This is a genomic window from Micromonospora marincola (assembly GCF_056150385.1).
This window is the reverse complement of record NZ_JAXCFT010000008.1, coordinates 100,192-119,686: the sequence shown is the minus strand read 5'-3', so window position 1 is coordinate 119,686 and position 19,495 is coordinate 100,192. Positions and strand designations below refer to the sequence as shown.

The window sequence follows — 19,495 nt, the reverse complement described above, 5'->3', positions numbered from 1 at the left end:
GCGTGGGGATCACCGCCCGTGGCGTCGGGCTGCTCGTCGCCGCCCTGGTGCTGCTCGGGGCGGGTTTCCGGTACGCGTACCCGGAGCTGACCGTGCTCGGCGCGGCGGCCGGGGTGGCCGTCGCCTACGCCGGGGTGACCGCCGCCTGGCGGCCCCGGTTGGCCGTCGAGCGTCGGGCCGAGCCGGACCGGGTGGCCCGGGGCGAGCCGGCGGCGATGGAGTTGGAGGTGCGCAACACGGGCCGGCTGCGGGCGGCGAACCTGGTGGCCGAGGACCGCTGCGCCGGTGCGCCGGTGCCGGTGCCGCTGCTGCGGTTGCGCCCGGGGCGGGACACGCGGGTGCGCTACCCGGTGCCGACCCACCGCCGGGGCGTGGTGCCGGTCGGGCCGTTGCGGGTGGTCCGCCGGGACCCGCTCGGGCTTGTGGCGTTGACCCGCGGCTACGGCGGCACGGTCCCGGTGTGGGTGTATCCGCGGATCCATCCGCTGTCCGCGGTGCCCACCGGGGCGGGGCGCAGCCTGGACGGGCGCGTCGACAGCGTGCCGCACGGGTCGATCACGTTCGACTCGTTGCGCGAGTACGTGGTCGGCGACGAGTTGCGCCGGGTGCACTGGCGGACCAGCGCCCGGGTGGGTGAGTTGATGGTGCGGGAGAACGTGGACACCAGCCTGCCGCGTCTCGTGGTGGTGCTCGACAACCGGTCGGCGGCGCATCCGGGGCGGGTGGCGGGGGTGGCGGAGTCGTTCGAGTCGGCGTGTGAGGCGGCGGCGTCGGTGGTGGCCGCGGCGGTGCGGGAGGACCTGCCGGTGCACCTGCTGCTTGTCGCGCCGGCCGAGGTCGAGCCGGTGGGGGTGGCCGGGCCGCTGGACCGGCTCGCCGCGGTCGAGTTGGCCGGCGGCGGGGCGGAGGTGCTGTCGGCGGCGACGGGCCGGCTGCGTCAGGACCGGCTCGGCGACACGCTTGTCTTCCTCACCGGGCCGGGCGCCGCCGAGGAGTTGGGGCACGTGGGCGCGCTGCGCGGGGCGTACCCGTCGGTGGTGGTGGGGATGTTCGGCGGGTCCGCGCCGACGGCGGCCGGAGCGACGGGCCTGGTGGTGCTTGACGCGGCCGACGGCGCGGCGTTCGCCGCCGAGTGGGACGGGATCCGCAGGTGGTGACCGTGTCGCCGCCGCGCCCGGCCGCCGGGCCGCCGACCCCGACGCGGGGGCCGGGGTGGGCGGTCCGGGCGCTGCGGGCGGCGCCGGTGCCGGTGGCGCTCGTCGTGCTCGTCTCGCTGGCCGCCGTGGTGCTGGGCCGGGTGTACGCGGACCCGCTGCTGACCCGGCTGATGGTCGGCGCGGCGGCCGGTTCGGTGCTGGTGAGCGTGGCCGCCCGGCGGTTGCCGTCGTGGCAGGTGGCGCCGCTGTCGGTGGCCGCCCTGGCCGGTTGGACGCTGCTGTCGCTGCGGCTGGCGGCCAGCCACGCGGCGCTGCCCGGCGGGCTCGGCGAGGTGGCCGCGGACGCCGCCCGCAACGCGATCCCCCGGCTGCTGACCGCGATGATCCCGGTGCAGCCGGCCCCGGACACCGTGCTGGTCCCGGTGGTGGCCGCCTGGTTGGCCGGGCTGACCGCCGCCGAGGTGGCGCTGCGGGCCGGCCGGGTGTTGCTTGGTTGTCTGCCGCCGGCGCTGCTCTTCGCCGGCGCGCTCTACGTGGTCGGGCCGAACGCGGAGCCGGCGGTCGGCCCGACGGTGCTGTTCGCGGCCGTCGCGGCGGCCGGCCTGGCGGCGACCGGCCGACCGTCCGGTCCGGACGCCGCCGACCCGGTCGCCGGGCTCACCCCGGCGGTACGCGCGGCGGTGCGGCTGCGGCTGGCGGTGGCGAGCGCGGGCGGGCTGGCCGTGGTGGTGGCGCTCGCCGCGCTGCTCGCCCCGGTGGTCGCCGGTCTGGTCGACGACCACCCGGTCGACCCGCGCCGCTATGTGGAGCCGCCACGGGTGGAGTCGCTTGACGAGAATCCGCTGATCCGCATCTCGGGTTGGGCGTTGAACCCGGATCAGCGGCTGCTCGACGTGCGTACGGTCGCCGGCTCGACCGGGAGCGGGCCGCCGCGGATCCGGCTGGCGGTGCTCAGCGACTACGACGGGGTGACGTGGCGGGTGGGCGCCACGTACCGCAACGCGGGGCGGATCCTGCCGGCCGTCGAGCCGGCGCCGGGTGCCACGACCGACGCGGTGCGCCAGGAGATCACGGTGGCGGACCTGACCGGGCGGCTGCTGCCGGCCGTGCCGACGCCGCGTGAGGTGGGTGGCGCGCGGGTGGCGTACGACCCGGCGAGCGGGACGCTGATCCGGCCGGAGGGACTCGCCCCGGGGCTGCGGTACGACGTGTCCTCGGTGCGGGAGCGCCCGGACCCGAACCTGGTCGTCACCGCGAACGTGCCGGCCGGGGACGCGGTGGCCCGGGTGCTGCGGGTGCCGGACGGGGCGCCGGAGCAGTTGCGCCGGCTGGCCACCCAGCTCGCCGAGGAGAACGGGGCGCCGTACGCGCGGGCGGACGCGATCGCCACGTTCCTCGCCGAGCACTACCGGTTGACCGCCGACGCGCCGAGCGGGCACGCCTACCCGAACCTGACGTTCTTCCTGTTCGGGCCGCGCAACGGCGGCGGGCAGCGGGGCACCTCGGAGCAGTTCGCGGCGTCGTTCGCGGTGCTCGGCCGGCTCGCCGGGCTGCCCACCCGGGTGGTGGTCGGGTTCGAGCCGAAGGCGGACGGGCCGGTGCGGGCCGCCGACGCGTACGCCTGGCCCGAGGTGCTGTTCGAGGGTGTCGGCTGGGTGCCGTTCGACCCGATGCCGCGCCCGGACTCCGAGCCCCGGCCGGTGGAGGAGGACTTCCGGCCGCAGCCGGAGGATCCGCCGCCGTCTGAGGTGCCGGCGCCGACCGGGGAACCCACTGCCACTCCCCCGGCCGCGGCGTCCGCGCCGGACCGGGCCCGTGGCGGTCCGGGTACGCCGGTGCTTGTGGGCGGCGGCGTCGGCGCCCTGCTGGTGCTTGTGGGCGCGGTGCTGGCGGCGTTGGCCGCGATGCGCCGCCGGTTGAGCCGGTCCCGGTTGGAGCGGGGTGACCCCGGCGGGCGGGTCGCCGGCGCCTGGCGGGAGCTGACCGACGCGTTGCGCCTGGCGGGCCGCCCGGTGGGCGACGACCTGGCGGCGGCGGAGGTGGCCGAGCGGGCCCGTCACGCGCTCACCGAGGCCCGCGCCGCGGCACGCGGGACGTCGGCGGGTGGCCCTGGCCCGGAGGGTGGCCCTGGCCCGGCGGGCGGGGACGTGGCGGAACTGGCCGGGCTGGTCAACCAGGTGGCCTTCGCTCCGAGCACCACCACCGGCGGTCAGGCGGACCGGGCGGCGACGCTGGTCACCTCGTATGGCGACGCGCTACGCGACGCCCGGCCCCGGTGGCGGCGGCTGTGGTGGCGGATCCATCCCGGCCCACTGCGCTGGCGGCGCTGATCCCCGGACGCCGGACACGAGCGTCCGCTGCCCGGCGTGCCGTCGGTTCGCGACACCCTCGCTGGCGACGGCCGTGGTGACGGCTTCATCCGGGCCGCTGCTGCCTCGCACCTGAGGGGCGAGTGGTGGCTCCACCAACGGTCCGCCCGCCGGTCACCCGGCGGCGAGCAGATCTCCGTCGCGCGCCTTCAGAGCTGATATCACCAACGACTCAACCGTCGGCCGTGACGGGCCGGAAGCGGCCGGGCACACCGGCGCGCGATCCGCGCGGGCGATGAGCCAGCATGGCCGACGGCGATATCGCCAACGACTCAGCTCCAAAGGCGCGCGACGGAGATGGGGCCGACACGGTTGGAGATCGGCGGCGCGCAGACCCACGTTGACCCGCCAGGCCCGGTCCCAGTCGGCGTCGGGCGCGTCGTCACCCGGTCGATCGTGCCCGCCCGGCCCGGCCCGGAGCAAGATCGGAGGCGATAACGCGCGATCCGCACCGCGATGACCGGAAAGAGTGTTACGACTGCCGGGTGGACGCGACCGAGGGCGGGAGACGGCGGTGAGGATCGCCGAGCCCGCCGCGCTGCGCTCGGACGACGGCGACGGCGAGCGGGCCACGTTCCTGGAGCTGTTCTTCGACCTGGTCTACGTGTTCGCGCTGACCCGGATCTCCGCGCGCGCGTTCGAGGACCTGGCGTTGCAGGGGAACCAGAGCAACTGGTCGGCGGTGACCGGCGCCGGCAAGACGCTGCTGTTGCTGATCGCGCTCTGGATGCTCTGGCAGGGCACCGCGTGGACCACCAGCCGCTACGACCCGTACCACCTCTGGCTCCAGGTCATCGTGATCACCGCGTTGGTGGCGGCGATGGTGATGGGGGTGGCCATCCCGCGCGCGTTCACCGGCGGGGCCGGCCTGACCTTCGCCGTCGCCTACGTGGTGGCGCATGTGGGCCGCTCGGCGATCCTCATGGTGGTGCTGCGCCGGTTGCAGTACCGCCGGCTGAAGCTGCGGATGCTGCTCACGTACTGCGTGTCCGGGGTGCTCTGGCTGGCCGGCGCGGGGGTGTCCACGAACGCCCGGGTGGTGCTCTGGAGCACCGCGCTGGTGATCGAGTATCTCGGCAACCGGTTCGGCTGGCCGGTGCCGGGGCTCGGTCGCTCGACCATCTCCCGCTGGGACATCCACGGCAAGCATCTGGCCGAGCGGTACCAACAGATCTACCTCGTGGCGATCGGCGAGACGATTCTGGTCGCCGGGCTGACCTACACCCGCTCCACGGGTGGCTGGCCCAGCACCGTGGCGTTCGCCGCCGCCCTGGCCACGTCCGTGCTGATGTGGCGGATCTACGTGCAACGGGCCGGGCAGATCCTGGGCGAGGCGGTGACCGGGGCCGAGCACCCGGCCACCATCGGCCGCTCCGCCGCCGACACCCACATGGTCATGGTGATCGGCTTGGTGGCCACCGCGATCGGTTACGAGCTGACCATCGAGCACCCCACCGGGCACAACGAGCTGCCGTGGCTGGCCACGGTGCTGGGCGGCCCGGCGCTGTTCCTGGCCGGCCGGGCCCGCTTCGAGTACGAGGTGTTCGGCCGGGTCTCCCCGTCCCGGCTGCTGGCGATCGCCGCGCTGCTGCTGCCGGTGCCGCTGCTGGCGCACGTCGCGCCGCTGCTCGCGACGAGCTGGGCGGTCGTGGTGCTGGCGGCGGTGGCCGTGGCCGACCAGCGCCGGGCCTGGGGCCGCCCACCGGAGGCCCACGCGACCCCGTTCTAAGCCCCGACGACGGCCCCGTGGCCGGGCTACGATCCGCGCGTGACCTTCTCGCTCGTCGCCCGCTCCGCCGACGGGCACCTGCACGGCGTGGCCGTGGCCAGCCGGTTCCTCGCCGCCGGGGCGCTGGTGCCGGCCGCCGAGGCGCGGGTCGGGGCGGTCGCCACCCAGGCGCACGCCAACCTCGCCTACCGGGCGCAGGCGCTCACGCTGCTGCGCACCGGCGTCACCGCCGCCGACGCGGTGGCCGGCCTGGTCGCCGCCGACCCCGGGCGCGACGACCGGCAGCTCGCCGTGGTCGGCGCCGCCGGCCCCGGGGCCACCTGGACCGGGCCGCGCTGCCATCCCTGGGCCGGCGGCCAGGCCGGCGACGGCTGGGCCGCGCAGGGCAACATCCTGACCGGCCCGCAGGTGATCGACGCGCTGCGCGACGCCTGGCTCACCAGCACCGACCTGCCGTTCCCGCAGCGGATGCTCGCCGCGCTCGCCGCCGGCGACCGGGCCGGCGGCGACCGGCGCGGCCGGCAGAGCGCCGCGCTGCTCGTGGTGCAACGCCACGGCGGCTACGCCGGCACCGGCGACGAGCTTGTGGACCTGCGGGTGGACGACCATGCCGACCCGGTCGCCGAGCTGCGCCGCCTGCTCGGCCTGCACACCATGATCTTCGGCCGCCCCGACCCGGCCACCCTGCGCGACCTGACCGGCCCGCTCGCCGTCGAGGTGGCGGAGCTGCTCGCCGCCGCCGGGCACCCGGTCGGCCCGGCCGGCCTGGACGACGCGCTCGCCGCCTGGTCCGGTCTGGAGAACCTGGAGGAACGCTTCGTGCCCGGCCGGATCGACCCGATCGTGCTGGACCACCTGCGACGGGCCGCGGCGGGCTGACTCCGGCTCAGCCGCCGAAGGCGAGCCGGCGGATGCCGGCCGCCGCCAGCGCCGCCCGCTCCGCGCCGGTAAGCGGCACCCGCTCCAGCCGCTCGCACTCGGCGCGGAACGCCGCCCGTACCGGCTCCGCCGTCAGCCCTTCCAGCGGGGTACCAGCCGGTGCACCACGGCGAGGACAAGCGCGGCCACCACGGCGATCGTGCCGACGATGCCGGCCGCGCTGCCGGCGTACCCGATGAAGAGCGGACGGCGGCTGAGCTCGTCGACGGCGAACGTGGAGCGGTCGACGAGCCAGGACAGTGCCAGGGCGGAGACCAGCAGGGCCAGCGCGCCGCCGACGCCGAGCACGGCGGCGGCCAGCCGGTGCGCGTCGCCCGGCTCCACCACGGCCCGCTCCCGCTGGAAGACGAGCAGCACCAGCCCGGCGGCGGCGGCCCAGGCGCCGACCAGCAGGTACGCGGCGACCGCGTCACTGGGCCGGTGCCACCCGGCGGAGAGCGTGGCCACGCCGGCGGCGGCGGCGTAGCCGGCGCCGAGGAACGCGCCCGCCACCCGCACCTGCCGGGGCAGCACCAGGATCAGCGCGATCGCCACCGAGGCCGCCACGGTGGTGTGGCCGCTGGGCAGGCTGTTGCCGGCGGCGGCCCGTTCCGGGTCGATGCCGAAGTCAGGTCGGGTCAGGAAATGCTTGAGCACCTGGGTGCTGACGTTCGCGCCGGCGATCAGCAGCGTCGCGGTGACGGCGAGCGCCTTGCGGCCCCGGATCAGCGCGATGAAGCCGATCACGGCGGTCGCGGCCAGCAGCGACACCGCCGACATGGCGTTGAGGAGCGTGTCCACCGGACCGTCGACCCGGTCCTGCCCGATCTGGTTTCCGGTCAACGCGACCGTGTCCAGCCACTGGCCCAGGTCGGTGTGCACGGCGAAGCGCCACACCATCAGGAACGCGGCCGTCTGGGCCAGGGCCAGTACGACCAACCAGACTGCCGTCCACCCTCTTGCCGTCTCCCGCACCCGGACAACTTAGCGGTCGGGCCGGTGCGGCGCGCGTCGGAGCGCCTCGGATCTGGCGGACGGCTGGGAAAAAATAGTGGAGAGGCCGCCACGGGGGGAGCGGCCTCTCCGTCAATTACGTTACTCCGTCCGCGCCACGGATGTGATCCCGTGGAGCGCTGAATTTTCCGTGCCTTTTCGCGTCATGGGTCGCCCCGGGCGGAGTGGTGGGCCGGTCCGTCCGCTGCGTCGGCCGGACGGCCGGCCCACCCGGCCTGACCGTGGGTGTCAGACCGTCCGCCGGCCCGGCCGCTCCGTTCCCCCATCGGCCGGGTCGACCTCCTCCGTGGACGGGCACTCACCCGCCCACGGAGGAGTTGTCACCTCACCCCTGCGGGAAGTAGGTGCCGTAGTCGGCGTACGCCATGGCGACGTCCGCCTGTGCCCAGAACCGGTGGTAGTTGAAGACCGGCTCGGCGCCGCCGTTCAGGTACGCCTGAACCTTCGGCCACTCCGGGTCGTTCTTGTAGAAGGACCGGATGTCCAGGAAGCTCTTGCCCGGGGCGATCACGTCGCCGTTGGGCATCTTCCCGGTCCAGCCCTGCGGGACGTAGAGACCCTGACCGTCGGCGGCGTTGTAGACGTCGTCGAACCGCTTGTAGTCGCCACGGGTCTCCGGCATCGAGACGCCCTTGCTGTCGGCCGCCGCCGAGAGCGCGTCCAGCAGGCCCTTGGCGGTGGTCTTCGCAGCGGTGTTGCCGGACTTGGCCGCGTACGCGATGAGGGTGCGGGCGTAGGCGGCGGCGACGCCGACGTCCTGGCCCTTGACCGTCACCTCGACGTGCAGGTTGGTGTTCGGCTGCGGGCTGCTCGGGTTCCAGTTGGCCGGCTGGCCGGTCCACTTCATGTCCGACGGGATGGACCAGTTGGTGCCGGTGGTGGTGTTGGCGATCGCCCACGGCACCCACTTGTCGAGCAGGGCCTTGGCCTTGGCGTTGCCGGTCTGCAGGTACAGCTCGGCGATGCGCTCCATCGACCACGCCTGCATGCCGAACCACTGGTTCGACGGCGGGTCGTTGTAGACCGGGTCGACGTCGTAGAACATGCCGTAGAAGGTGGCGGTGCCGGACGGCGGGGTGCCGTAGTTGCCGTCCCAGCTGTTGGTGGCGCCACCGGCGATGCCGCCCTCGGCGGACTGCAGCCAGGTGTAGAACTCCAACTGCCGGTCCATGCTCTTCTGCCAGTCCGAGACCGCGGTCGGGGACTTCGGCTTCAGCTCCGAGATGTTCGTCATCGCCCAGGCCGCGAACGGGTTCTGGTAGCCGAAGTGGCTGTGGCTGGAGCCGATCCGCCACGACCAGTTCTGCGACGTGTCGTACGCGCCGCCCCAGGCGTAGTACCAGGAGAGCAGGTAGTGCGCCGAGTCACGGCCGCTGCCGGCCGGGCAGGAGGACGCGCCGACGCAGTTGCCGATCTTCTTGAAGTACTTGTCGAACAGCGCGTAGCGCAGGTAGTCGCCCATCTTGGCGGCCTTCGCCACGGTGGCCGCCACGTCGGCCTCCTTGCCCTGCGCCTTGGCCCAGGTCAGCGCCCAGTAGGCGGCCTGCACGGCACGCGCGTCGGCGTCCGGCGCGTTCGTGTACTTCCACTGCTTGGCCGGAGCGCTGGACTCCTTGACGAACAGGTCGAGGTAGCCGTTCGGGCCGCCGTGCTTGAACGTGTCGCAGGACGGCTGCGGCACGGTCTCCCACACCGACTCCTGGGTGCCCCGCTGGAACGTGTTGATGTAGGCCGGCTTGGTGGTGCCGTCGCCGCAGCGGCCAAAGCCGTAGGTGTTGTCGACGTCCATCAGCCAGTGCATGCCGTAGATGTCGCCGGTGCCGTAGGTGGACTGCAACTCCGAGCGCAGCGGGTCCTGGCCGACCGGGACGCTCGCCTCCAGGGCGGACGGGTACTGGCTGGGCAGGTTGTGCTCGGCCGCGTACTGCGGGGTGCCCGGAGCGCCCGCGGTGGGCTGATCCGCGTGGCTGGGGATGATGTACTTCTCCATCACCGTCCAGGAGTTGTTGAACGGGCTCCAGTTCTGGGTGATCCGGCCGTACTGGGCCTCCAGCCAGATCCAGAAGCTGAACGCCTCCGAGGTGGTCTCGTGCCCGTGGTCGGGCGCCTCGACGATGAGCGTCTCGATCGAGTGGTACGGCACGCCCTCGGGGCTGAAGTAGCCCGAGTTCTTGATCTTGCCGTACTGGTCGAGGAACTTCTTGATGTAGGCGTTGTCGCCGCCCGGGGTGTCGTTGTCGACCTCGGTGGCGACGACCGAGACCGGCGCGTAGCCGGTGGCCGAAGCGGTGATCGTCGCGGTGCCGCTGACGGTGTCGGAGTCCTCCGCGGCGGAGACGGTGGCGGTGACGCCGGTGCTCCAGTTGCTCGGGGTGAGCGTCAGCGTGGACGGCGAGACGGTGATGTCGCTGTCACCGGTGACGGCGAGGCTCACCGGGACGTTGCCGCTGGGCGCCGCGCTGAGCGTGTACCGGACCGTCGCGCTGCCGCCCTCGTCGACGCTCACCGCCGACGGCGTGGCGACAAGCTTCGGCCCGGTGGCCGCGGTCACCGTGAACGACTTCTCCGCGGTCGCGGTGCCGCCGGCGTTGTCGTACGCCTTGGCCTGCACCGTGTAGCTGCCGGCCGGCAGGCTCAGCAGGTCGTAGCCGTACGGGGCGGTGGTGTCGGTGTTGACGAGCATCCCGTTGCGGTAGAACTCGACCTTGCTGATGGTGCCGTCGGGGTCGCTCGCGGTCGCGGTGAGCGGCACGTCCGCCGGGGCGGTGAACGGGCCGGCCGGCACGCCGAGGGAGACCGTCGGCGGCTGGTTGGTGGACGCGCCGTTGCAGGCGACGCCGTTGAGCGTGAACGCGGTGGGCTTCGGGTTGCTGCCGCTGAACGTGCCGTTGAAGCCGATGTTCGTGGACGCGCCGCTGGGCAGGCTGCCGTTCCACGACTCGTTCGTCGCGGTCACGTCACTGCCGGACTGGCTCCACTTGGCCGACCAGCCCTGGGTCACCCGCTGGCTGCTGTTGGGGAAGGCGAACTTCAGCGACCAGTTGTTCAGCGCGTCACCCAGGTTCTTGATGGTGACGTTGGCGGTGAACCCGTTGCTCCAGTCGCTTGTCGCGTAGGTCACGTCGCAGGCGGTGGCGGCCTGTGCGGCGCTCGCGGGCAGGCTCACCCCGCCGATGGCGAGGGCGGTGGCGGCGAGCATCGCTATGCGGCGACGCCTGGCCATGAGTCTCATCTGGGCGGTGTCTCCTCGGACCGGGCCGGGACTCTGGGGTCCCGGCTGGGCGCCTCCACGCGCCGACAGGCGTACGCGGGGGGACGGAGGCGTCCGGAAAGGTGGTCGTCCCGGCCGTGCCGGGGATCGGGCGCCGCACCGGTTGTCACCGGGTGCCCTCGGCGGCCCGCGCTCGCGCGAACTGGCTCCGCTTCGCGTATCGAAAGTCTGCCATGGAAGCGCTCCCACCACAATGCCCAGGGCGGACACCCACTTCCATGTTTCGATCTCGTTTAGGGGCTTTCACAAAGCCGTGACGGGCGTTACAGTCGCAGCATCGCCGATGGGAGCGCTTCCATCGACGGAGATTGTAAGTACTGAATCGCCGGGGACACCCGTGCTCGGCGTATCGGCCCAGTGGCCGACGGCGATACCAGCCCGGACGCCGCCGCCGGCCATCACCCGCCATACGGAGGGAGGTGGAACCAGAGCCACTCGCGTGGCCCGGCTCCCGCGCGACACACACGACGGACGCCAATTCCATGTCGTGTGTGTGTGCATCTCGGTGGGGACGGGGGTTGCCCTCCCCCGTCCCCACACTAAACCCCCGTTGTCGACGGCAAAAGAGGCCGACGGGACAGGCGTGTGACGCCACCCGGACGGCCTTTCTCGTTATCCGCTCCACCTCGCCGCTCGCCCCCCGCCCCCCGAGCGACACCCGCCCACCCACTCCGGCCGCCCGCCGGCCGCGCCGCGCCCTGCGCCGCGACCGCCGGAATCGAGGCCGGCCGCCTCCGGCCTATGCTGGGAGCGCTCCCGGCCCCCCGGGCGGCCCGTCACTCCGAGGAGAGACCCCATGTCGTTACTCACCCGACGGCGCCTGCTCCGCCGCGCCGCCCTGTCCGCGACCGCCGCCGGCGCGGTCCGGACCGGGCTCGCCGGCGCCACCGCGGCCGGGATCGCGGCCTCCGCCACCGCCCTCGGCGGCTGCGAGTCGCCGCCCGAGCGTCGCACCGACCAGGACTCGGACCGGGGGCTGAGCTTCCCGCCCGACTTCGGTTGGGGCGCGGCGACCTCGGCGTACCAGATCGAGGGGGCCGCCAAGGAGGACGGACGGGGCGAGTCCGTCTGGGACACCTTCAGCCGCACCCCGGGTCGCACCCGCAACGGCGACACCGGCGACGTCGCGGCCGACCACTACCACAGGTACGCCGAGGACCTCGACCTGATGCGCGAGCTGGGGCTGCGCAGCTACCGGTTCTCCATCGCCTGGCCGCGGATCCAGGCCGACGGCTCCGGCCGCCCCAACCAGCGTGGCCTGGACTTCTACCGCCGGCTGGTGGACGGCCTGCACGAGCGGGGCATCGCGCCGATGGCCACCCTGTTCCACTGGGATCTCCCCCAGGCCCTCCAGGACGACGGCGGCTGGGAGAACCGCGACACCGCCGAACGGTTCGCCGACTACGCCGACATCGTGTTCCGCGCCCTCGGCGGGCAGGTGCCGGTGTGGCTGACCGTCAACGAGCCGAAGACCGTGGTGCAGAACGGGTACATCTGGGGTCATCACGCGCCCGGCCACCAGGACGAGGCGGCGGCGTACCTGGTGGCCCACCACCTTCAGCTCGGCCACGGCCTCGCCGTGCAGGCGCTACGCGCCTCGGGGGTGCCCGGCCGCATCGGCCCGGCGCTCAACCTGCACCCCTGCTATCCCGCCGACGACACCGCCGAGGCCGCCGCCGCGACCCGCCTCTACGACGGCTACGAGAACCGCCTCTACCTCGACTCCATCTTCAAGGGCGCGTACCCGCAGGACGTGCTCGCCGACCTGGGCGCGGACAGCCGGATGGTCCGTGGCGTCCGGGACGGCGACCTGAAGATCATCGCCAGCCCGGTGGACCTGCTCGCGGTGCAGTACTACACCCCGATCTACGTCACCGGCGGCGGTGACACAATCCGCAAGTTGCCCACCACCGAGGCGGAGTGGCAGCAGATCTACCCCGAGGGCATGTACGACATCCTGACCCGGGTCACCCGCGACTACGGCCCGGTGCCGATCACCATCACCGAGAACGGCCTGCCCTGCCCGGACGTCCCCGGACCGGACGGCACCATCGACGACGCCGGCCGGGTCACCTTCCTGCGCGACCACTTCGCCGCCGCGCACCGCGCGATCCGCGACGGGGTGCCGCTGGAGAGCTACCACGTCTGGTCGCTGCTCGACAACTTCGAGTGGGACCAGGGCTTCGAGCAGCGCTGGGGCCTGGTCTACGTGGACTACCGGACCCAGCGGCGGGTGTTCAAGCGCAGCGCCCACTGGTACCGCGACGTGATCCGCCGCAACGGACTTTGAGGATCTGTCCCGGCCGGCGGCGCCGCCGGCCGGGCACCCGTCAGCGGGGCAGCGCCTGTTGCAGTTCGGCCCGCAGCGCCGGGGTGAGCATCTCGCCGGTCTGCTTGGCCAGCCGCGCCATCTCGTAGCCGACCACGCCGATGTCGGCGTCCGCGCCGGCAAGCGTGGCCAGGATCGAGCCGTCCCGGATCTGCATGACCAGGAAGTAGCCCCGGCCCATCTCGACCACGGTCTGCTTGACGATGTCGCCGTCGAACATCTGCGCCGCGCCCGCGGTGATGCTCATCAGGCCCGAGGTGACCGCGGCCAGCTTGTCGGCGTGGTCGCGGGGCAGGTGCGCGGAGATCGCCACCAGCAGCCCGTCGGAGGACACCACCACGGCGTGCGCCACGCCGGGAACCCGCTCGGCGAACCCGTTCACCAGCCAGCTCAGGTCCCGTGCCTCCTGACTCAACGTCGTCACTGTCGTCGTCCCCCTTCGTCGCGCGGCAGGTACATCTCCGTGGTCTCCTCGATCTCGGCCCGCCGCACGCCACCGTAGAAACGGGAGAGCATGCCGCCGACCGCCTCCGGGTCCGGGTCGTGCCGCGCCGCCGCCCGCTGCGGCCGGTCCGCCGAGGAGACGGCGCTGAGCTGGGCCATCGGCACGCGAACCGGCAGGCCCCGCTCGTTCGTCCCTCCGGTCACCGGCGTCCGTGCCGGCGGGGGTGTCACACCGAGCACCGACGACGTGGGTCCCTGCCGCGAGAACCAGCCGCCGCCGGCGGCCGGTCCGGCGGCCGGGGCGAGCACGTCCTCGGCCCGGCCGGGCACCGGCCGGGGGCGCGGGACGACCCCGGGCGGGCCGGCGGGCGGCGGCGGGCCGGCCGGGACGGCCTCCGGCGCGTCGCCGAGCGGCCGACCGGTCAGCGGCGACACCGGCAACGCCGGCGGACCCGGCGGCGCCATCCGCGCGGTCGTCTGCGGCGTCATCTGCGGCCGGACCGGGTGTCGGCCGGCCACCGGCAGCTCGGCGGTGGCCGCGCCGAGCGCCCGGGACCCCGCGGCGGCATGACCGGTCAGCATCCGCGCCGGCACCGGTGGGTCCAGGCCCGGCGCGGACGCCTCCGCCAGCAGGCCGGCCGGGATCCGGACCCGGGTGACCAGGCCCTCCCGGCCGGGGCGCAACTGCACCCGCACCCCGTGCCGGGCGCCCAGGTGGCTCACCACGAACAGGCCCATCCGCTCGGAGGCGCCCACGTCGGCCGCCGGCGGCTCGGCCAGCACCGCGTTCGCCTCGGCCAGCGCGGCCTGGCTCATGCCGAGGCCCCGGTCCATGATCTCCACAAGCGCGCCCGGCCCGTCCGCCTCGACCACCACCCGCACCGCCGTCTCCGGCCGGGAGAACGCGGTGGCGTTCTCCAGCAGTTCCGCGAACAGGTGCACCAGGTCGCCCACGGCGTGCCCCACCACGTACAGGTCGGCGCGGTTCTCGTGGCGTATCCGCTGATATTGCTCGATCTCCGCGCTGGCCGCGAGCAGCACCGCGCCCAGCCCCACCGGGCGGTTCCACCGCCGGGTGGACTCGGTGCCGGCGAGCACCAGCAGGCTCTCGTCGTTGCGGCGCATGCGGGCGGCGAGGTGGTCCAGCTTGAACAGGTTCTCCAACTGGTCCGGGTCGCTCTCCTCGCGTTCCAGGTCGTCGAGGAGTTCCAACTGCCGCTCGACAAGCACCTGGCTGCGCCGGGCCAGGTTGACGAACATGGCGTTGACGGTGTGGCGCATCGTCGCCTGCTCGACCGCGACGCCGACGGCGCTGCGGTGCACCGCCACGAACGCCTCCGCCAGCTCGCCGATCTCGTCCTGCGAGTTGATCACCGCAGGGGGCACGGCGATCGCGCTCACCGGGCGGTCCACCGCGCGCAGCCGTTCCAGCGTCATCGGCAGCTCCACCTGCGCGATGCGCAGTGCCTGGCCACGTAGCTGACGCATGGCGCGGGCCACCGACCGACCCACGAGCAGCGAGATGAGCACCGCCACCAGGAGCACCGTGACGATGCCGCCGGCCACCAGCAACGTCTCGCGCAACTGCCGGGCGCTCGCGTCGTCGGCCCGGCTCACCGCGTCGTCGACAATCTCGCCCTCGAGCTGGCCGAACAGCTTTTGCCGCTGCTCGGTGGCGGCCCACCACTGCGACGCGGAGGGCAGCACCGGTTCCGCGTCGCCGGCGGGCAGGGTCCGCTCCTCCAGCCGGGTGGCCGCGACGAACGCCGGGTCCACCGACGTGCGGTCGTAGCGGCGGACCTGCTCGTCGGTGGCCGCCACCCGGAACGCGCCGAGCGCGGTGAGCTGCTGGGCGCGCAGGTCGCTCAGGGTCACCTGGGTGTCCGAGGTGTACCGGCCGGACCGGGCGGCGGCGTAGAGCTCGCCGCGGATCCGCGAGGACAGCTCCTTGACCCGGGACAGCTGCACGTACCGCAGCACCGCCTCGGTCAGCTCCTGCCGGCCGCCGCCGGGCGACGGCTCGGCCAGCAGGCTGATCAACGCCGCGACCGAACGGTGGTAGTTGCTGAGGATGGTGTCGCTGGAGAGCACCGCGGGCGGCACCGCGGCCCGGATGATCACCACCTGGTCGTACGCCTCAAGCGCCTCCGAGTAGGAGATCCGCCAGGCGGCGTCGGCGTCGGCCAACGGCGCCGCCGCGGTCCGCAGCTCGTTCACCGCCCGGTCGGTGGCCTCCTGGAACGGCCGCAGCGCGGCCACCGCGGCATCCCGGTCGGCGCCGGTGCCGGCCCGGCGGAGCGCGGCCAGCTCGCCGGCGGAGCGGTCCCGCTCCTGCTGGAGCCGATCGATCACGGTGGTGATCTGGCGGCCGATGCCGACCTGCTCGGCGAAGTCGCTCAGGGTGGTGGTCCTACCCACGAGACTCCGGGTCTGCACGCCGGCGAGAACCAGGAACGCCAGCGTGGGAATCACCAGCACGGTGGCGAGTTTGGTCCCCATCCGCCAGTCCCGCAGCCGGAACCCCGAGCGCCGCCGGTGCGGCGCTGGGGCCGCGCCGCGGGCCGGGTCGGGACCTGCGCCCACACTCGCCTCCTCGGTCCGCTCCACCACGTCGGGGAGCGGGCTCCATCCAACCAGGTCAGCGGGCCGTGTCAACGGCCGCCCGGACGGCATGAGCAGGACGGTCAGCGTTCACACGTCCGTCGCCGCGTCCCCGTCGGTCGGGCCGACGCCGACGATGCCGGCCGCCTCCGGGACCCGGCCGAGAGCCACGAACGCGGCCCCGGTCGCCCCGATCTCCGGGTTGCGCTGCCACCGCACCGTACGCGGGACGAGCGCGTCGGCGAAGGCCGCGCGCCACCACGGCGAGGCGGTCAACGCCCCGCCGCCGAGCACCACCTCCACCGGGTCGCCGCCGCCCGACTCGAGCAGCGTCAGGTCGTCGGCGACGAACCGGCACAGCCCGTCCATCAGCCCGGCCAGGATCTCGACCGCGGTGGTGCCGAAGCTCAACCCGCGCAGCTCGCCCGAGCCGGCCGGGGCGGTGCCCGGGGGCCGGTCGCCGCCGAAGCGGGGATCGGCCCGCACCCGCCGGGAGCCGGTGGCCCGGTGCAGCGCGGCCTCCAGCTCCGCGTCCTTCGGCAGCCGCAACTCGCGGACGGCCCAGGCGAACAGGTTCCCGCCGCTGGAGTACGACGCCCCGGTGACCACGTGGTCGTGGTCGACCCGATAGCGCCAGAGCTGGTCCGGCAGCGGCGGCAGCTCCGCGCCGGCCGGAACCGCGTGGATCACGCGGACCGCGGCGGAGGTGCCGATGGTGACCGCGGCCCGGGACTCGTCGACGCAGCCGGAACCCACGTTGGACGCTGCTCCGTCGCCGACCGGCGCCGCCCAGCGCGCGTCGGCGAGCGCCGGCCAGCGCCTGGCGTGTTCGGCGTTCAGCCGGCCGTGCCAACCCGCCGGGGCCAGCGGTGGCAGCCGCCGCGGGGACAGACCGGCAAGCGCCAGCGCCTCCGCGTCCCAGTCGAGGCGACGCAGGTCGAGCAGCCCGGTGCCGGAGGCCAGCGACGTCGACATCGGCGCGTCGTCGAGCAGCGCGCCGAGGACGTACTCGGCCAGGCCGGCGAAGCGGGCGGCCGAGTCGCCGCCGCGCTCCCGCAGCCAGGGCAGCCGCGTCGACCAGTAGCAGCGGTGCCACCAGGTGCCGGTACGCCTGTGGTAGTCGTCCGGGTCGGCCGGACCGGCCACCCCGGCGGGCGGCGCCGCCCGGGTGTCCAGCCAGGTCAGCACCGGACCGGACGGGGTCCCGTCGAGGGTCAGCGGCAGCACCGAGTGCCACTGCGCGGACGTCGCCACCAGCCCGACCCGCCGCAGGTGCCCGCCGGCGGCCAGCTCGTCCAGGCACTCGACCAGGCACGCCAGGTAGCCGGGGCCGTCGAGCGTCCCGGCGCCGTCGTCGCCGGTGACGAGGTGCACCTTCCGGCGGGCCAGCGCGCCCGGACGCGGCACCGCGTCCGCGTCCAGCACCAGCCCGCGTACCGAGGAGGTGCCCAGGTCCAGAGCGAGAATGTCCATCGCCGGTCAACCTACCCGGCGCGGGCGGCGACTCCGATCGGGTTCCGCGGCACCGGACGATCGCGTAGGGTGATCGTCATGCTCGCGCACCTGTCCTCCTGGTGGCCCGCCGACCCGGCGGCCCACCCCCGCGCGTAGCTCTTCCCACGCGGCCGTCCGACGAGGCGGCCGCCGGTCTCTCCCGGGATCCTCAGGTCGCCTCACCGGCGGCCACCGGCCCACCGAGGAGACCCGATGACCCGCCCGTCAGACCCGCTCGCCGCCGTCGCCGCCGGCCGCGACCCCGGCCCCTTCGCGCTCGTCCGCCGCGAGGGCGCCGACCACGTCGACCTCTACGCCGGTCCGGTACGCCGCGCCGACCGGCTGGCCGACCTGCCGCTGCCCGACGGCCCGGCCGGCCCGCGCACGTTGGCCCTGGTGCCGTACCGGCAGATCGCCGAACGCGGCTTCGCCTGCGTGGACGACGGCCTGCCGCTGGAGTTCCTGGAGGTCGAGCGACACCGGCGGATCCCCCTGGCGGACGTGCTGGACGCGCTGCCCGACGCGCCGGTGCGCACCCGCGACGCCGGCTTCGACCGCACCGACGACGAGTACGCGGCGGTCGTCGAACGGGTGCTGACCGACGAGATCGGCCGCGGTGAGGGGGCGAACTTCGTCATCCACCGCACCCTGCGCGCGACCGTGCGGGGTGAGCCGCTTGTCGCGGCCCTGGCCGCGCTGCGCCGGCTGCTGCTGGGCGAGCGCGGCGCGTACTGGACGTTCCTGGTGCACACCGGCACCCGGATCCTGGTCGGCGCCAGCCCGGAGCGACACGTGAGCGTCGCCGACGGACTTGTGGAGATGAACCCGATCAGCGGCACCTTCCGGCACCGGGGCGAGACGGCCGACCGGTCCGCGCTGCTGCGCTTCCTGCACGAGGAGAAGGAGGTGGAGGAGCTCTACATGGTGCTCGACGAGGAGCTGAAGATGATGGCCGTGGTCGCCGAGCACGGCGGCCAGGTGGTCGGGCCGTACCTGAAGGAGATGGCGCACCTGACGCACACCGAGTACCTGCTGGCCGGGCGGTGTTCCCGGGACGTGCGGGAGGTGCTGCGGGAGACCATGTTCGCGCCCACCGTGACCGGCAGTCCGATGGAGAACGCCTGCCGGGTGATCGCCCGGCACGAGCGCGCCGGCCGGCGCTACTACGCCGGCGTGCTCGCCCTGCTCGGCCGCGACGAGCAGGGCCGGCAGACGCTTGACGCCCCGATCCTGATCCGCACCGCGGAGATCACCCCCGACGGCGAGCTGCGGGTGCCGGTCGGCGCCACCCTGGTCCGGCACTCCACCACCGCCGGCGAGGTGGCCGAGACGCACGCCAAGGCCGCCGGCGTGCTGGCCGCGCTCGGCCTCGGCCCGGAGGCCCCACGGCCGAACGCCGAGGCCACGGTCCGGTACGCCGACGATCCCGAGGTACGCGCCGCGCTCGCCGCCCGCAACGCCCCGCTGGCCCGGTTCTGGCTGCGGCAGCGGGAGCCGGGGGCGCTCACGCTGCGCGGCCTGGCCGGGCGCCGGGCGCTCATCGTCGACGGCGAGGACACGTTCACCGGGATGCTCGCCCATCAGCTCGGCGCGCTGGGCCTGGCGGTCGACCGCCGGGACTGGTCACGCCCGGGCCCGCTCGACGGGTACGACCTGGTGGTGGTCGGCCCCGGGCCGGGCGACCCGCGCGACGCGGGCGCGCCGAAGATGGCGGCGCTGCGGGCGCTGCTGACCGAGCTGCTCGTGTCGGGCCGGCCGACCCTGGCGGTGTGCCTCGGTCACCAGTTGCTCGCCGGGCTGCTCGGCCTGCCGCTGCACCGCCGGGACGCGCCCTACCAGGGGTTGCCCCGGGACGTGCCGGTGTTCGGGGTGACCCGGCGGGTGGGCTTCTACGCCACCTTCACCGCCCGGGCCGACGCCGACCGGCTCACCGGCCCGTACGGCACTGTCGAGTTGTCCCGCGACCCGGCGGACGGCGCGGTGCACGCGATGCGCGGGGCGGGCTTCGCCGGGGTGCAGTTCCATCCGGAGTCGGTGCTCAGCCGGGACGGCACGGCGGTCCTGGCCGACCTGCTCGGGCATCTGCTCGACCGGCCGGCGCTGAACGCGCACGGCGCGGCGGATCGGGGGTAGGGCAACGGTGGGCCGGGCGGGTTCGAGAGCCGCGTC

11 protein-coding genes are annotated in these 19,495 nt (G+C 74.4%); 6 read left to right on the top strand and 5 right to left on the bottom strand.

Annotated elements, in window-relative coordinates; genetic code table 11:
• The first annotated feature begins 2 nt into the window (after positions 1-2).
• The 4 genes from SM450_RS18925 (at position 3) to SM450_RS18910 (ending at position 6,134) form a co-directional block, all read left to right on the top strand.
• Positions 3-1,157: a DUF58 domain-containing protein gene (locus tag SM450_RS18925; RefSeq protein ID WP_474621069.1), complete on the top strand. Its 1,155-nt coding sequence runs from the start codon at positions 3-5 to the stop codon at positions 1,155-1,157.
• The gene (locus SM450_RS18920; protein ID WP_474621068.1) at positions 1,133-3,487 is read left to right on the top strand and encodes a transglutaminase TgpA family protein; all 2,355 of its coding nucleotides are present in this window, start codon (positions 1,133-1,135) and stop codon (positions 3,485-3,487) included. Before SM450_RS18925 ends, SM450_RS18920 begins: the two co-directional genes overlap by 25 nt.
• Before the next feature lie 553 nt (positions 3,488-4,040).
• Positions 4,041-5,255, top strand: a complete 1,215-nt coding sequence (locus SM450_RS18915; RefSeq protein WP_474621067.1) for a low temperature requirement protein A — start codon at positions 4,041-4,043, stop codon at positions 5,253-5,255.
• Positions 5,256-5,294: 39 nt separating this feature from the next.
• Positions 5,295-6,134 (top strand): DUF1028 domain-containing protein, encoded by an 840-nt coding sequence (locus SM450_RS18910; RefSeq protein WP_474621066.1) that lies wholly within the window; start codon positions 5,295-5,297, stop codon positions 6,132-6,134.
• A gap of 132 nt (positions 6,135-6,266) precedes the next feature.
• Here SM450_RS18910 and SM450_RS18905 read toward each other — a convergent pair whose 3' ends face one another.
• On the bottom strand, positions 6,267-7,148 hold the full coding sequence (locus SM450_RS18905) for a phosphatase PAP2 family protein (protein WP_474621065.1): 882 nt from the start codon (positions 7,146-7,148) through the stop codon (positions 6,267-6,269).
• Between the two features lie 364 nt (positions 7,149-7,512).
• Positions 7,513-10,410, bottom strand: a complete 2,898-nt coding sequence (locus SM450_RS18900) for a glycoside hydrolase family 48 protein (protein WP_474621156.1) — start codon at positions 10,408-10,410, stop codon at positions 7,513-7,515.
• Between the two features lie 844 nt (positions 10,411-11,254).
• Here SM450_RS18900 and SM450_RS18895 point away from each other — a divergent pair.
• Positions 11,255-12,748: a GH1 family beta-glucosidase gene (locus tag SM450_RS18895; RefSeq protein ID WP_474621064.1), complete on the top strand. Its 1,494-nt coding sequence runs from the start codon at positions 11,255-11,257 to the stop codon at positions 12,746-12,748.
• A 40-nt stretch (positions 12,749-12,788) separates the two neighbouring features.
• Here SM450_RS18895 and SM450_RS18890 read toward each other — a convergent pair whose 3' ends face one another.
• The 3 genes from SM450_RS18890 to SM450_RS18880 all read right to left on the bottom strand — a co-directional run bounded on the left by SM450_RS18890 (position 12,789) and on the right by SM450_RS18880 (position 17,305).
• Positions 12,789-13,211, bottom strand: a complete 423-nt coding sequence (locus tag SM450_RS18890; RefSeq protein ID WP_281587778.1) for a roadblock/LC7 domain-containing protein — start codon at positions 13,209-13,211, stop codon at positions 12,789-12,791.
• Positions 13,208-15,814, bottom strand: a complete 2,607-nt coding sequence (locus tag SM450_RS18885; protein WP_474621063.1) for a sensor histidine kinase — start codon at positions 15,812-15,814, stop codon at positions 13,208-13,210. The genes SM450_RS18890 and SM450_RS18885 overlap by 4 nt, the downstream gene beginning before the upstream one ends.
• Before the next feature lie 108 nt (positions 15,815-15,922).
• Positions 15,923-17,305 (bottom strand): FGGY family carbohydrate kinase, encoded by a 1,383-nt coding sequence (locus tag SM450_RS18880; protein ID WP_474621062.1) that lies wholly within the window; start codon positions 17,303-17,305, stop codon positions 15,923-15,925.
• Between the two features lie 234 nt (positions 17,306-17,539).
• Here SM450_RS18880 and SM450_RS18875 point away from each other — a divergent pair, with 234 nt between their 5' ends.
• Positions 17,540-19,459 carry a chorismate-binding protein gene (locus tag SM450_RS18875; RefSeq protein WP_474621061.1) on the top strand — a complete coding sequence of 640 codons (1,920 nt, stop codon included), beginning with the start codon at positions 17,540-17,542 and terminating at the stop codon, positions 19,457-19,459.
• Positions 19,460-19,495 lie beyond the last annotated feature (36 nt).

Excerpts from the sequence above, each read along its gene's own strand:
- SM450_RS18900 (WP_474621156.1), bottom strand. The coding sequence starts at position 10,410 with ATGGCCAGGCGTCGCCGCATAGCGATGCTCGCCGCCACCGCCCTCGCC.
- SM450_RS18875 (WP_474621061.1), top strand. The coding sequence starts at position 17,540 with ATGACCCGCCCGTCAGACCCGCTCGCCGCCGTCGCCGCCGGCCGCGAC.
- SM450_RS18880 (WP_474621062.1), bottom strand. The coding sequence starts at position 17,305 with ATGGACATTCTCGCTCTGGACCTGGGCACCTCCTCGGTACGCGGGCTG.
- SM450_RS18895 (WP_474621064.1), top strand. The coding sequence starts at position 11,255 with ATGTCGTTACTCACCCGACGGCGCCTGCTCCGCCGCGCCGCCCTGTCC.